This is a genomic window from Caballeronia terrestris (genome assembly GCF_001544515.1).
GTDB classification, from domain to species: Bacteria; Pseudomonadota; Gammaproteobacteria; order Burkholderiales; family Burkholderiaceae; genus Caballeronia; species Caballeronia terrestris.
Genome location: NZ_FCOL02000093.1, coordinates 1 through 13,684 on the forward strand (window position 1 = coordinate 1; position 13,684 = coordinate 13,684).

At 58.1% G+C, this 13,684-nt stretch carries 11 protein-coding genes and 5 pseudogenes; 9 read left to right on the forward strand and 7 right to left on the reverse strand.

Translation table 11 applies throughout. The features are described 5' to 3' along the window. From AWB67_RS42280 to AWB67_RS31530, 3 genes and pseudogenes are all read left to right on the forward strand, one after another. Window positions 1–242 (forward strand): annotated as a pseudogene (locus AWB67_RS42280) (hypothetical protein); the annotation flags it as partial. Between the two features lie 310 nt (window positions 243–552). After that, window positions 553–1,305: a carbonic anhydrase family protein gene (locus AWB67_RS31525; RefSeq protein WP_087660021.1), complete on the forward strand. Its 753-nt coding sequence runs from the start codon at window positions 553–555 to the stop codon at window positions 1,303–1,305. Between the two features lie 520 nt (window positions 1,306–1,825). After that, window positions 1,826–2,143, forward strand: a complete 318-nt coding sequence (locus tag AWB67_RS31530) for a hypothetical protein (protein ID WP_125477749.1) — start codon at window positions 1,826–1,828, stop codon at window positions 2,141–2,143. Between the two features lie 59 nt (window positions 2,144–2,202). On the opposite strand, the gene gltS is transcribed toward AWB67_RS31530, so the two are convergent. The 3 genes from gltS to AWB67_RS31545 form a co-directional block, all read right to left on the reverse strand. After that, a complete protein-coding gene (gene gltS, locus AWB67_RS31535) occupies window positions 2,203–3,402 on the reverse strand; it encodes a sodium/glutamate symporter (protein ID WP_374729867.1) in 1,200 nt (399 codons plus the stop codon). 27 nt (window positions 3,403–3,429) lie between these two features. Then, complete coding sequence (gene nhaA / locus AWB67_RS31540) at window positions 3,430–4,641, reverse strand: Na+/H+ antiporter NhaA (protein ID WP_087660023.1); 1,212 nt, start codon at window positions 4,639–4,641, stop codon at window positions 3,430–3,432. Window positions 4,642–4,815: 174 nt separating this feature from the next. Next, a complete protein-coding gene (locus AWB67_RS31545) occupies window positions 4,816–5,499 on the reverse strand; it encodes a DUF3313 domain-containing protein (RefSeq protein ID WP_087660024.1) in 684 nt (227 codons plus the stop codon). A gap of 125 nt (window positions 5,500–5,624) precedes the next feature. On the opposite strand from AWB67_RS31545, the pseudogene AWB67_RS42285 reads away from it, so the two are divergent. From AWB67_RS42285 to AWB67_RS42290, 6 genes and pseudogenes are all read left to right on the forward strand, one after another. After that, window positions 5,625–6,093 (forward strand): annotated as a pseudogene (locus AWB67_RS42285) (phospholipase D-like domain-containing protein); the annotation flags it as partial. Between the two features lie 544 nt (window positions 6,094–6,637). Further along, a complete protein-coding gene (locus tag AWB67_RS31555) occupies window positions 6,638–7,312 on the forward strand; it encodes a DUF3313 domain-containing protein (RefSeq protein WP_159965021.1) in 675 nt (224 codons plus the stop codon). Between the two features lie 442 nt (window positions 7,313–7,754). After that, a complete protein-coding gene (locus AWB67_RS31560) occupies window positions 7,755–8,591 on the forward strand; it encodes a transporter (protein WP_235025437.1) in 837 nt (278 codons plus the stop codon). 84 nt (window positions 8,592–8,675) lie between these two features. Next, complete coding sequence (locus tag AWB67_RS31565; RefSeq protein WP_087660027.1) at window positions 8,676–9,437, forward strand: bestrophin-like domain; 762 nt, start codon at window positions 8,676–8,678, stop codon at window positions 9,435–9,437. 260 nt (window positions 9,438–9,697) lie between these two features. Continuing rightward, window positions 9,698–10,996 carry a TAXI family TRAP transporter solute-binding subunit gene (locus AWB67_RS31570; protein WP_087660028.1) on the forward strand — a complete coding sequence of 433 codons (1,299 nt, stop codon included), beginning with the start codon at window positions 9,698–9,700 and terminating at the stop codon, window positions 10,994–10,996. 60 nt (window positions 10,997–11,056) lie between these two features. Continuing rightward, window positions 11,057–11,417 (forward strand): annotated as a pseudogene (locus tag AWB67_RS42290) (MFS transporter); the annotation flags it as partial. A gap of 740 nt (window positions 11,418–12,157) precedes the next feature. On the opposite strand, the gene AWB67_RS43060 reads toward AWB67_RS42290, so the two are convergent. The 4 genes and pseudogenes from AWB67_RS43060 to AWB67_RS42295 all read right to left on the reverse strand — a co-directional run. Next, complete coding sequence (locus tag AWB67_RS43060; protein WP_268808127.1) at window positions 12,158–12,286, reverse strand: hypothetical protein; 129 nt, start codon at window positions 12,284–12,286, stop codon at window positions 12,158–12,160. A 5-nt stretch (window positions 12,287–12,291) separates the two neighbouring features. Further along, a pseudogene (locus AWB67_RS31585) lies at window positions 12,292–13,134 on the reverse strand (transposase); the annotation flags it as partial. Between the two features lie 30 nt (window positions 13,135–13,164). Further along, on the reverse strand, window positions 13,165–13,521 hold the full coding sequence (tnpB, locus tag AWB67_RS31590) for an IS66 family insertion sequence element accessory protein TnpB (protein ID WP_087660029.1): 357 nt from the start codon (window positions 13,519–13,521) through the stop codon (window positions 13,165–13,167). After that, window positions 13,497–13,684 (reverse strand): annotated as a pseudogene (locus tag AWB67_RS42295) (hypothetical protein); the annotation flags it as partial. The gene tnpB and the pseudogene AWB67_RS42295, both read right to left, overlap by 25 nt.

A 13,684-nucleotide genomic window follows, 5' to 3' on the forward strand; every position in this document is an offset into this window, starting at 1 on the left:
ACGGTGCTCGATGCTTGCCCATTTTGGCACCCCCTTATCCAAAGGATAGGTGTCCGTTTTCCCGGGTCAATCTCAGTTGGCGCGGCTTTCATCACCACGCGACCCTGTGCATAGCGGCCTATGGCTTTCTCGTCACCGAACGCCTGGACGGGCAAAAAAAGACTCCATCTCAATTGCTGCCGCATTGCTTGCCCGTCTTGATCGGTGTCCGTGCTGCGGGCGGACAACTGAATGGTTGTTAACACAGTAGTGGTAGGTTCCTGGCGTGATCGAAGACGCCTTTCAAGCCGCCGCGATCAAAGAGGGCGTTCAACACGGACTCGGGGACGATTCTCATTTGCGCCTCCTGCTGAACGTCGAGTTCGAACTTCTTGCGTATTCACCGACGTTTGTACCGCAGAGATCACTCGATTGCATGGGGATGCGGATTGATTTTTACCGATCTTCGTCGATACTGGGTAAACGCCGTGTCCGGCGAGAAGGTTAGGCCGTTTTCGGACCGGTTGAATGCGCCGCTGTAAGGTGTTCGATATCACACGATGTGAGGTCGATATGGAATCGATACAGGACTGCTGTGCGGCTAATCATGCAAACCAAAACAAGCGGCGAGCGTTGCTGAAAGGAGCCGGCACATGCGCCGCAGCATTGTTAACTGGCCTCGGGTTTGGACCGAATGTTGTCGAGGCTGCCGCACTGACGAAGTCTCAGCGAGACGCACTGACGCCGGAGCAGGTCATCGAAATGATGAAAAAAGGAAATCAGCGATTTCGGTCCGGCAAGATGAAGTCACAGGATTTTCTTGCGCAGAAGCGTTCCACTGCGCCAGGCCAGTATCCGGCAGCAATTATCCTGGGCTGCATCGACTCCCGCGCACCGGCCGAGATCATCCTGGACATGGGCATTGGGGATACCTTCAACGCACGGGTGGCGGGGAACATCGCCAACCGCGACATGCTTGGCAGTATGGAGTTCGCCTGTGCGGTAGCTGGCGCGAAGGTTGTATTGGTGATGGGACACACTGCGTGCGGCGCCATCAAAGGGGCCATCGACAGTGTGGAGTTGGGAAATCTCACGGGGCTGCTTGATACGATCAAACCATCGGTCGAGGCAACCCAATTTCAAGGCGATCGCACCAGCAAGAACGACGAATTTGTAGATGCCGTGGCGAGGTCGAATGTCAAGCATACAGTCGATGCAATACGTGGAAATAGTACGGTCCTTGCCGATCTCGAAAAGAAAAAGCAAATTATGATCGTCGGCTCCATGTACGACTTGCACAACGGGCTGGTGACTTTCATGAACTGATTGGCCGTAAGTAAAGACGGGCTACATTTCGAATCACGCTTTATTGGGCGTTGGCAGCCGGTGGCAAACGATGACCGTCTCGTCTGGGTCGGGTCTTGCAAACTGAAACAGGCCGCCTTGTATTATTCTTTAAGCCGCCTTTCTTCGAGGCCTGTAGCCTGAGCGCGAAACATTCAAGTTGAGGCCCAAATGAGACCGGTTTGTCGCGTGGGCCGGTCATCAACATCGTTATCGGACTGCTATGAGCCTCGCCATGCTGAGATCTTTGTTGCCCCGGGCAGTAATAATCGTCGCATTGATTCAGAGTTCGAGTATTTCATCCGCCGCAGCACCGGTGGACTCGATGGTCGCCAAGGAAGAAATATGCATGCCTGAGGGGAGCTACCCGATGGATGGAGGCGGAACGACGGTCTTCTCTCTGCAAAACTGTTTCAGCCGCCCCGTGAGGGACACGGATCCTTGGGAGATAAGAATCCCGCGCGCGAAAAAGAGTCCCCGGGACGCTTTCAATGGAGCCCGGGTGTCACGTTACGACTACCACGACGCGTTATACCACTGTGTGAAGCGACATATGCGGTTGCCGACGGTGGAAGAGCTGACGGCGCTGTTCGTCTACGCGAACCGTGATCGCAGTACCACGAAGGCGAGCAAATACGCGATCGTCGCGCCGAGGAACGATGCTCGTCATCCCGGCGGCTTTTATGGCTGGGGCGGCAGCAGCAAATATTGGTCGCACACCTTCGCGGGGAACCGCAAACACAAGGTCGTCGATCTCAGCGACGGTCGAGTGAGTATCGACCACGACCCACAGCGGGCCTACGTGTCGTGTGTCCACTGAAAAGCCCAACGTGCCGATTCGGGGAAGGCACCTGACTCGCGCAGCGCCCAACGCTCCCGCTACAGATAAATTGGCAACAGCAGAAACAATTTAATGACGATTGCGTTCGCGATGTCGATAAAAAAGGCTCCCACCATCGGTACTACCAGAAAGGCCAAATGGGAGGGGCCAAATTGTGCCGTAATGGCTTGCATGTTGGCGATCGCAGTGGGCGTGGCTCCGAGCCCAAAGCCACAGTGCCCGGCAGCCAGCACCGCCGCGTCATAGTTGCGCCCCATAACGCGAAAGGTGACAAACATGGCGTAGCACGCCATCGCGATCGCCTGCACGATTAGGATGGCGAGAAGTGGCAGCGCGAGCGAGGCTAGATCCCCCAAGCGCAAGCTCATCAAGGCGATCGCGAGAAAGAGACTGAGGCTAACGTTGCCAAGTAGGGACACGGCGAGTTCAAAAACCCGATACCAACCGGGCACGGCAAGCCCATTGCGCAAAAGGACGCCAACGAATAATACACATACAAAGGCAGGAAGCTCGAACGCTGTGCCGCTCAACTGGGATGCGAGTGCGGAGCCGACAGCTAGGCAAACGGCTATTAGCGCCACTGTTTCAATGACGGCATCCGCCGTAATCGGCCGAACAGCCTTTGGTTGTTCGAAACCTGTCGCGCCTGCAAGATTGACTTCCGGCGCAGGCGCGAGATGATGGTGCGTGATCAGAAAACGCGCGACCGGGCCGCCGACCAGACCTCCAAGGATCAAGCCAAACGTGGCACACGCAATAGCAATCTCCGTCGCCGATGCGAGGCCGTGACGCTCGGCGAATACCTTAGCCCACGCCGCACCCGTGCCATGGCCGCCAGAGAGCGTCACCGACGCTCCGAGCAGCCCGAGAAGGGGATCTTGTCCCAACGTCCAAGCGAGGCCGATGCCGAGCGCATCCTGCATCACGAGCAGACCGACTACAACACCAAGAAAAACAAGCAGAGCTCGCCCGCCCGCTTTCAACCCTGCCAGATCCGCGTTAAGCCCAATGGTGGCGAAAAATGTGAGCATCAGCGGTACCTGAATTGTCGTATCGAAACGCACATCAATGCGGAAGACACCTCGTAACGCAAAAACCAGCAACGCTACAAGTAAGCCGCCGACCACCGGTTCCGGGATGCTGTAAGTTCGCAGTAAGGGTGTTCGGGCAAGGATCTGCCGTCCGACTAAAAGTACTAGGGACGCGGCCATCAGCGTTTCGAGCGTGTCCAGGCTCACGATGCACCTCATTAGGCCAGGGATCGCCTATAGAGCCTGCTCAGATGAGGTCGTCCTGGAATGCCCCCCCGCGAACCTCAGAAGCAGATAACCCGTAAGGCCCGATAACGTTGAGCCTGCGATCACGCCCAACCGGAGGGGCGTATAGTATTCGGGGCCTTCAAAGGCGAGAGAGCCGATGAACAGACTCATCGTGAAACCGACGCCACACAGAGCGGCGACTCCAACGATCTGGCTCCAGGTAGCCCCCTCAGGAAGCTTCGCCAGACCGAACGGCACGAGCGCGGCGCACGCCCCGCAGACGCCGACGAGCTTCCCAATGAAAAGACCTGCGGCGATACCGAGCGGCAAGGGCTCGGCTAGCGCCGAAGGCGCAATGCCAGCGAACGAAACACCGGCATTAGCAAAAGCGAAGATCGGCAAAACGCCGAACGCCACCCAGGGGTGAAGGCTGTGCTCAAGCTGGTGCAGGGGAGCGTGGCCGTCGGCGTCCGTCGTCTTCAACGGTACCGCGAAAGCGATTGCAACGCCTGCAAGGGTCGCATGAACGCCTGACTTCAGAACGAATATCCACAGAATCACGCCGACAATAATGTAAGGTGCGATTCTCGTGATTTTCTGCCAGTTCAAGGCGGTTAGCACCGCAACTGCGACGGCTGCCAAAAATAGCATCGGGAGAGATAGATCGGCGGTGTAGAACAATGCAATGATCACGATTGCGCCCAAGTCGTCGGCAATCGCCACCGCGGTCAGAAAAATTTTTAACGATAAGGGGACCCGGTTGCCGAGCAGGGACAGAATGCCGAGCGCAAAAGCAATGTCAGTGGCCGTGGGAATGGCCCAGCCGTTCAAGACCATGCCATTTCCACGGTTTATAAGGACATAGATAAGTGCCGGGACTATCATTCCACCCACGCCGGCAGCGACAGGTAGCACCACTTGCGCGGGAGTGGACAGTTCCCCTTCGATCACCTCGCGCTTGACCTCGAGGCCGACCAGCAGGAAGAAGATGGCCATCAATCCGTCGTTGATCCAGAGCAGAAGCGGCTTGGCAATAATGAACGATCCAAAGCGCAGTTCGACAGGGATCTTGAGCAGATCATCGTACACGTGCCGGAGCGGCGAGTTGCTGAAGATCAGCGCGAGAACTGCTGCGGCCATGAGCAGCAGACCGCCCGCCGCTTCCAGTTTGAGGAAGTGAGAGATGCCGCTGGTTGCCCTGCGAAGCGCGTTGTCCATCACAGTGCCTCTTCGGTTGTATGGACACAACTTTCGAAGATAAGCCGGCGTCATGGACTATGTGATTCCGGCAGTGTGTCTGCATTGATGATGTTAGTGCACGTGCAGCATCGTTGACACCCATTTTTCATGCTCGACCAATTTGATTGCGCGGCAAGCCGGATGCGATCCCACTCACTTGAGCTTGACGTAGTTCGCCAGTTCCGGAAATGCACCGGCGGACAGTTCATCCAGCAACGGTTTCAGCGTGTCCAACGTGATGACCTGTTGACTGGCAACCCTGGCGAGGCGCTCGGCTATCCCCACACGCACCCGCTGCCCCAGCAACTCACCCGTGGTACTGTCCGTCCCCTCAACTTCGACCACGATGAACGCCCGTTCTGGCTTGCCAGTCGCCGTCCTTAAGGCCATCGTGGCCACAAAGGCCATGGGTACGACCTGGTAGGGCTTGAGGCCCTGGCCTCGCGCCGCGACGCTGCTGAACGCGGCACGAATCCTCAACACGCCGGGCCCGGCACGATCGACTACCCTGAATCGCTGGCTGAACGACCGCTTAAGTGAGTCGTTGGAGTAGGCAAGGATTTGTTTCAGCGTCTCGGCGCTCACTTGCTCGCTCGGCCTGGGCTCCGGGTAAAAGACAAGCGGATCGAGCAGTATCGCATTGTAGTTAGCGGGCTTGAGCTTGGGGCTCGCCCAGGCCCAAATCGTATTACCCCGGGCGTCCTTGGTCTCCGCGAGATCGGAGTAGTCCCTCAGGAAGCCCGAACCCTCCAGTGGGGCACTTGGCTGAGACGCCATTCCTCCGAGCATCACCGCAAAGAGGATGAGACCCAGCTTGCCTGCGAACGATTTCTTCATCACGTACCTTCTCCGCACCGTTAGACTGCAGCCGCATGCGCAGTCTCGCGTTGTTGCCGAACTGACAGGTACGCTGGAGGCAGGCGAATCGTACGGCGGCGCACCAAGGTCGGTGCTACACAGCTGGACAGAACGTTGCGAGCAAGCTCGAAAAGCATTTCGGCCTCACGGGGATTGATCCGCTCGTTGATCCTCTCGAGGCATTCGCAGCGAGGGTGGATCTCGCCCGCTCGACTCAGCGCTCACCCGAAGTTCAATACTACATCTGGCTCAATGACCTGACGGGCACGCTGTTGCTGGAAGCGCTCCGCGAAGGAGCCGCCCGGTGGGGTTAGGGTGCGCCTGCTGCTCGACGACAACGGCATTCCTTCGACTCCCGATGGCACGCTGGCGGCGCTTGATGCTCATTCGAATATTGAGGTGATGCTGTTCAAGTCGTTTAGAATCCGCACATCTAAGTTCGTTGGCTTCCTCACTGATTCCGCGCGACTGAATCATCGCATGCGCAACAAGTCTGTTACTGCTGACGGCATCGCAACGAGTATCGGGGGCCGAAATATCGATGATGAATATTTCGGGGCGACTGACGATGTGGCTACGGGCATCGCGCTAGTTCACTCTGGTTATGCCAGAAGGCGCGTAGAACTCCTGTCGGGCGGTGTCGAACTGTTCGAACTGGTGCGCTTTCCGGACACGACTGCGGGGGCATCACGCCGCAGATAGCGCCGGCAGTGGGGGAAGAACTGGCAACCGCATCGAAGCCGTATTGCTGTCGTGGACACCGGTCTTTCTGAAGGTGGCAACGTCTTAGACGCTGCCGCGTCCGAGCGTAGTGTGCGTGGCGTCCCATAACCGTAATCAGACGCAGATGCATCTGCCTTCGCGCTGCTCGATTGCGCGCGTCTGATATCGGCCCAATGGTAAGCCGTAAGTAAATTGAAGACCAGCGTCTTTTCTCAGGGAAACGCCGATTGGCTTCTTGATGCGGATTGACTATAAAAATAAGCATCTGGCGTCACTGCAGCGCGCCAAGAGGACCCTCCGACAAGCTTTACATCACGCTTTCGTGCTTCGATTTAAACGCCGCGCACAGCAGTTCCACTCCGCTTCGACCACCGTCAAAAGAAGGAGACTAGTCGTGAAGAAATCGATAGCAGGCAAGGTTGGCATCGCTGTCATCGCTGCGATGCTGGGAGGGTGTGCGTCGTCGCCATCACAAACCGATGCGACGCAGGATTCGGGCTTTCTGCGGGACTATTCGAATCTGCCACTAGGGCGAAGCGTTCGGACATGGGTGAGCCCAAAACTTACGCCGACCAACTATAACGCGATACTTCTCGATCCGCTCGTCTTCTATCCTGAGCCACGGCCTAGCCCGCAAGTGAGTGCCGAGACGCTGCAACAAATTCTGGCCTATTCCAACGAAACACTTAAGCGCTCACTGGGCCAGCGATTTAGGGTCGTTGATCGTCCGGGGCCTGGAGTGCTGCGGCTTCGTGCGGCTTTTACAAGCGTCGCGGCGCAAGGCGAAGGCCTCAAGCCCTATCAGTATGTGCCGATGGCCTTCGTCGCCACGATGGCTCTGCGGAGCACGACCGGCACGCCGCAAGAGGCGTACGTCGTTATCGAAGTCGAGGGAACGGATAGCGTCACTGGCGAATTGCTGGGGCAGAGGGTGCGGGTCGGTACGGGTGAGCGCCTCGCCAAGGTCGCCGATCAAAAGGTGATTACCTTGGACACCATCAAGCCACTGCTAGACGAGCTTGCAAACGGCGCCTTTCCTGAACTATCGCAATACGTGAGACCTAAATGACCGAGGCTGCCCACTGAAACAAAGATACGCCGAAACGGATACGTGACTTTGTGTATCTGTCGTGTGACGGTCGCCGGGCCCGGCGACTGCTCAGTTAAAACTCGAGCCGCGTTCCAGCGTTCCACGACCTGATAGCGAAGCAGCGGTGCAAGGACGAGTGCCCTCAGCGACGACCCTGTGCACGGCGTACAAAATCGCGTTCTGACCGGCGTGTGGAGGCGTTTGCTGGATGGAACGAGAACGACCAAGCCGGCAGACGATCTGGTGCGATTCTTCCCAACTGCGATGCGCGGCCCTGTCGGCGGCATCAGTGTGGTCAGATCGCGCAGACGCAATCGAACGCCAGTCTCGTTTCCACTCGGTAAGCAGAGTCGAGCGGTGGTTATGTCATGCAACGGCTTGCATTGGCCTGCTCTGGTCTGTGGTCGTCTCGGCGCAAGAGATGGAACCGCGTGCCTACTCGGCGGTGCCGGTGGGAACGAACTTTGTGGTGGCGAGCTACGCTCGATCCACCGGGGGTGTCTCGCTCGATCCCACGCTACCAATCACCGATGTAAACGCCAAAATCAACACGTTTCTGCTCGGCTATTCCCACAGCTTCGGCATCGGTGGTCACGCCGCCAGCATCGCCGCGGCCCTACCTTATAGCAACGCTTACATAACTGGAAATATCCAAGGTTTGCCCGGGACCGCGTGGCGATCGGGGCTGGGCGACTCGACTTTCAGGGTTGTGGTGAATCTGTTGGGTGGTCCCGCGCTTACGCCGGAAGAATTCGCGCGGCGTCCGCCGACCACAACGCTGGGTGCGAGTCTGACCGTTACTACACCGACAGGTCAGTACGTGCCGTCCCGGGTGATCAACGTAGGATCGAATCGTTGGTCGTTTAAACCGGAACTAGGCGTCTCTCACCCATTCGGCGATTGGTTCGTGGAAGGTTCGGCCGGCGTCTGGTTATTCACCGACAACGATGATTTTTTTCGGGGCCATCAGCGCAGCCAGGCGCCAATGCCCGTCTTTCAGTTGCATGGAGGCTATACATGGCGGCCTGGATTGTGGCTCGCGGCAGACATGACGTACTTCGCGGGCGGCCGGACGAGCGTAAACGGTGTAGAAGATCAGGATCTCCAACGAACTGTGCGATACGGCGTGACGTTGTCGGTCCCGCTTGCCGCGCAATGGTCTGCGAAGCTCGCATGGTCCAATGGGCTGATAACGCGCGTTGGTGGTAATTTCCAGACCGTTTCTCTTTCACTGCAATACCGCTGGTTCAATCATTAAGGACGTACGGTTGTCTGGCGCGGTCTCACCGCCGAATATTGCATCGCCGCTACCGGCATGCAACGCCAAGGAACGGAGTTAAACATGCGCCACTTTTTTATTTTCTTCGTCGTCTTTGCGTGCGCTTCGGGCAGCGTAGTGGTTGGCTTGTATCTGCGTAAGGTGTTGCCCGCACATCACCTTAATGAGGAATCGGCAGGGGTCGTAAGACTCGCAACCGGCCTTATCGCGACCATGGCCGCGTTAGTACTTGGCCTGCTGATCTCATCAGCGAAGGGCTCTTTCGATACGGTGAGCACTGAGCTTATCGACACTGCAGCCCACGTCGTTCGCCTCGACCGCGTGCTGGCCAAGTACGGACCGGAAACGAAACCGGTCCGTGATGCGCTGAGGCAAGCGTACGCATCGACGGTCGCGACACTTGCTTCTGATGATCCTTCCCGACTCGCCAGAATGGACGATCCGGAAAGTGTCCGCCGTGCCGAGGATTTTCAACGGTTGGTAGAGGGGCTGTCGCCACAGGACGCTATACAGCGCGATCTCAAGGCGCGTGCACTTCTGCTTGTTGATGAAGTGTTCGCTACGCGATGGCTGGCGATACTGAAGGAAAAGGTCCCAATTCCCGTGCCTCTTCTCGTCGCCCTGGTGCTGTGGCTAGTCGCTATTTTTGGGACATTTGGATTGTACGCGCCCCACAACGGCACGACCATCGCAGTCTTGCTCGTGTGTGCGTTGTCAGCATCCGGGGCGATATTTTTGATCCTTGAACTGAACTCGCCGCTCGACGGGGTCGTTCGGGTTTCACTGGTCCCGCTGCGCGAAGCACTCGCCGTTCTCGGAAAGTAACAATGCCAATCGCACAGATCGGGCGCGGAAATGTACGGATCCGATCGGCATAACCGCGCGTTGTCTTAATTGGCCCGTCCGTCGCGGGGGGCGGCTCTGAAGGCGTATCGGATTCCCGGAATCGATCCCATGTGGGCGTGTTCACATTGGTGGGATTTGACCATATACTTGGCTGTTGGCGAGGGTGCCACCCAGACGATTCGTCGGAACTGATAATGCCTAGGCACGACCCGGTGCTTCGCCGTAGCCGGAAAGTCCCCATGACACTTGGGCGCAGGCGGCTTCTCATCATTGGGGCGATCCTGCTGCTAGCCGCGCTAGGCTGGGCGCTGACCACAGTACTCGAGCCAGCCATCCAGCGCACGATCATCATCACAACCGGGGCGGACAACGGTATCTATCGTGGGTTTGCCGATCGCTATGCCCCCGTCCTGAAGCGCGACGGTATAAAGCTTGATATCCGCAGATCTTCCGGTTCGGTTGAAAATTATGAGCGACTGAAGAATCCGGACAGCGAATATGTAGTGGGCTTTATACAGTCGGGTACCACCAGTCCGAAAGAAACCGACCATCTGCAGACCATCGCTGCCGTTTCCTATGAACCGATCTGGGTGTTCTATCGGGGCGACGCCACCGTCAACCGGCTGGCAGAACTGCGCGGCAAGCGGGTTTCCATTGGCGTTCCCGGCAGCGGCTTGCTCAATGTCTCGCAGGTGTTGCTCGGCTATAGCGGGGTCACCGGCGACAACACCACGCTGCTGCAAATGGATGCGGCCCGGGCCTACCAAGGTCTCGAAAACGGTCAACTGGATGCGGCGTTCTTTATTGGCCGACCCGATGCGCCGATGCAAAATACGCTGCTCAACAGCGATCTCAAGCTGATGAATTTTGCCCAGGCCGATGCGCTGGTGCAAAAATTCCCGTCCCTCTCCAAGATTATCTTCCCGCGCGCATTGACCAGTATCGTCAATGATCGTCCTCAGGCTGATGTCACGCTCCTCGCCGCGACCGCTCTGCTGGTGTCCAAAGACACCCTGCACCCAGCCTTGGTCTACGTGTTATTGGACGCGGCCAAGACCGTCCACGGCGGCGAAGATTACTTCACGTCGATCGGCACCTTTCCCAACCTAAGTAACGACGAATTTCCCATTTCTGACGACAGCACGCGTTACTTCAAATCCGGCCGCCCTTTCCTGCAGCGCTACCTTCCATTCTGGCTGGCCAGCTTTGTCGAAAGACGACTGCTGATTCTGCTGCCCTTTATGGCCTTACTGCTAGGTCTGCTGGAGGCGTTGCCGCGCATGGCGGAGGCGCGGATAAAAAACCGGCTCGTGGTCTGGTATCGCGAAATCAAAGCGCTGGAAGATGAAATATGGAGAAACGGGCAGCCGACCCCGGACCAGATTGCACAATGGCGGGATGAAATCGAAAACATTGATGCGCACGCCAGCCAGATACGGATTCCGCAGCGATATCTTCAAGATATTTACGCCCTCAAGCAGGCGATTGGCGTCGTACGGGACCGTATTTTCCAGGTGACTGGCAAGGGAAAGGAATAGCCGGGCTCTCGACGAACTCGCGCCGGTGGCGCTTGCGCGACCGGCCTATCCGTGGGTCTGGATCTGATTGGCCGCAAGGGCCTTATTGTCGCCGGCATGAGGGTCCAGGCTATCGGCGATTTCTGACGGCGTTCATCGGAAAGTTCTTGTGGTGGTTGGTCGAAAGCGTGCTGCTCGGCATTGGCACCGCATTGGTCTTTCCGAGGCTGATTGCAGCAGTACCGGACGCGTCGGAACCAGGCTGGCGGGCCCGATCACTGAGCAGGATCGGCTCTGGCGAGACCTCGGTTATGCGATTGGCAAGCTTTCGGCGGACTTTATCGCTGATCGCTTTGGCTTTGCTGATGCCATTCTGGCGGTCGCTGTCGTCACGTTTGTTTCGGGCGTTATCGTCGCGACCGCCATACGAGGACATCACTGAGGAGTTCGGCGGCGGCAATGCACGTTGGTATCGCGCGGGCAACCTTAAGCGGAGACAGTTCAGAGCCGAGTGAATGTTGGAAACTATGTCAGGCGAAGAACGTCGCAGCGAAGCACCGGAGCGCGCAACTTTTATCGCTGCCGGATTTGCGGAAAGCGAGAGGATAACGGAAGCGCACGACGGGCGCGTCATGACGCAAGTACGCATCCGCTCTCTGTGAGACCGGTCATTCACGGCTACCGACTCGCGAATGTCAGGAAAGCAATCTGCAGTCGCCTGTTAAACGCTGATACTCGAATGTCGGCAATGGCCGTTGACTTGCCCACTAAGGTGGCCGCGTGGATGGCCGTTGTACCTTGCAAGCTGTCGTCGAGCCCGATCTCGTTCGAGCGACGGCAGTGGGTCGGTTTCGGGCGACCGCGTCGGGCAGTGACCGGCCAATGCGCGTTGTTCGACGCTCCGCCAGTCTGGTTCCGGCTGCATCCCTAAGCGGTCACTCACGGATCGGCGGCGGCCAAATCAAAGCAGATGCCCTCCGCGATTCCGGGGCGGGATCACCGCCGGATCTGACAAATTCACTCACTCGGCACTGGGAAAACGTCGCCGACGCGACAGGCGTCGCTTATCGTGGCTATGCGACAGACCATCTGCGGATAGCGAAGGGATTGAGCGGGCGAGTCCAGCACGGCGAGTTCGCCGGCTCGCCGTCCCGACTCTGCTACAAGCATTCCTGCGCTTGCTCAGGTAACGCGCACGAGCTCTCCTTCGGCGAAGAACCACGCCGACATCGTCCGTGCTAGTTCGAGCACGACCTCCGCGTCGGTCCGGCCGGAGGACGCGCGCACGTGGAACGAATGTATGCGGTCCATCAGGTCATTTGCGACCAGAGATAGCTTTTCGTTTGTGGCTTGCGCCCGTCTTCCTTCAGGACCTGGAACGTCGTCTCGTCGCAGTAGATCACGTCAGCATCGAGCAACGCGTCGCGCATCAGGTTGATAACGGGCTGCGTCGCGAGACCGACGCGGACCATGCTCGCGGCGAGAGTGTTCGATGAGATGTCGCCACCGAAGCGTCGCAGCAGGACCGCTTGGCGATAGATCGGCATGCCAAACTGATACTTGCCGGAGGCGACCCACGCGAGCGCCGATTCCGTGAGCAGTCCACGCGGGATGATGCGCAGCGGCGCGGGCGTGACTTTGATGCCAAGATCGCAGCACGGGCAGGCATACTTGACGCGCTGGTGCTGGATGACGCGAAGCTGTTCGGGGATCACGTCGAGCTGCTCGCTCGTTTCGACACCGATCTCAACGAGCGCGTGGCCGTCGTGGTTGCAGAAGCGTTCGGCTTCGGGAAGTTCGTGCCGAACGACTTCGCGCGGCAAGTTGGGATCGAGCGGTTTGCGATGACCGCGCTTCTTGCGCGTGTGCGCGGCGATCCTGGTTTCGGGAGTATCTTCCTGCGCGGGTGTTGCGTTCGCGCCGAGCACTTCGGCTTCATTGAACAGACCGGGCTGATCCGATGCGCGAGCTTCGCTCTTCGCGCCGAACAGCTCGCGCCGGTAAGCGCGCAGTCGTTCCTCAGCCAGGTCGCGCTCCGCAGTCACGAGACGCAGTGCGCTGCGTAACCCGTCACGCTCTGACTGAAGGGCGTCATGCTCCTCACGTATCGCGCGGAGCGCCCTGAGTTCGTCAGCGTCGATGGTCACGTTGATCGGCATGCCACTTAGACCGGCACGCCGATGCCGTGTTCAACTCACGCGAGCATAATGGCGTTTCGGATGCCGCTGAAGAGCAGCAATGTCGGCACCTTCGAGAAGCCAGTGCAGCATATCGACGGTCAACGTCACGACTTTGGTTTTGCTGTCAGGCCAGACGAAGCGATCATTGGCCTCGAGTCTCTTGAGCATCAGCCAGAAACCATTGTGCTGCCAGCCCAGGATCTTGACGCGATCGCGTCGCCGGTTGGTAAAAACGTAGAGCGAGGAATCCATGGGATTCAGGCGCATCGCCTGTTCGACGAGAATCGACAGGCTGTTCATTCCGTACCGGAAATCGACGGGATCGCGGTGCAGGTACACCTTCAGATTTTCGTCGAACCGGAACACGGCATCCTCCCGAACATCTGGACCACGGTGCTCAGTTCGTCGATGCTCGCTGCACTGAGATCAAGCTCCACACCATTCGACAGTCGGTAAGCGTCATGCAGAGGCCGCGCCGACCGTTCAGAACTCAAATTCCGATAGTCGTTCGTTGACGGCAGCGAGGTCA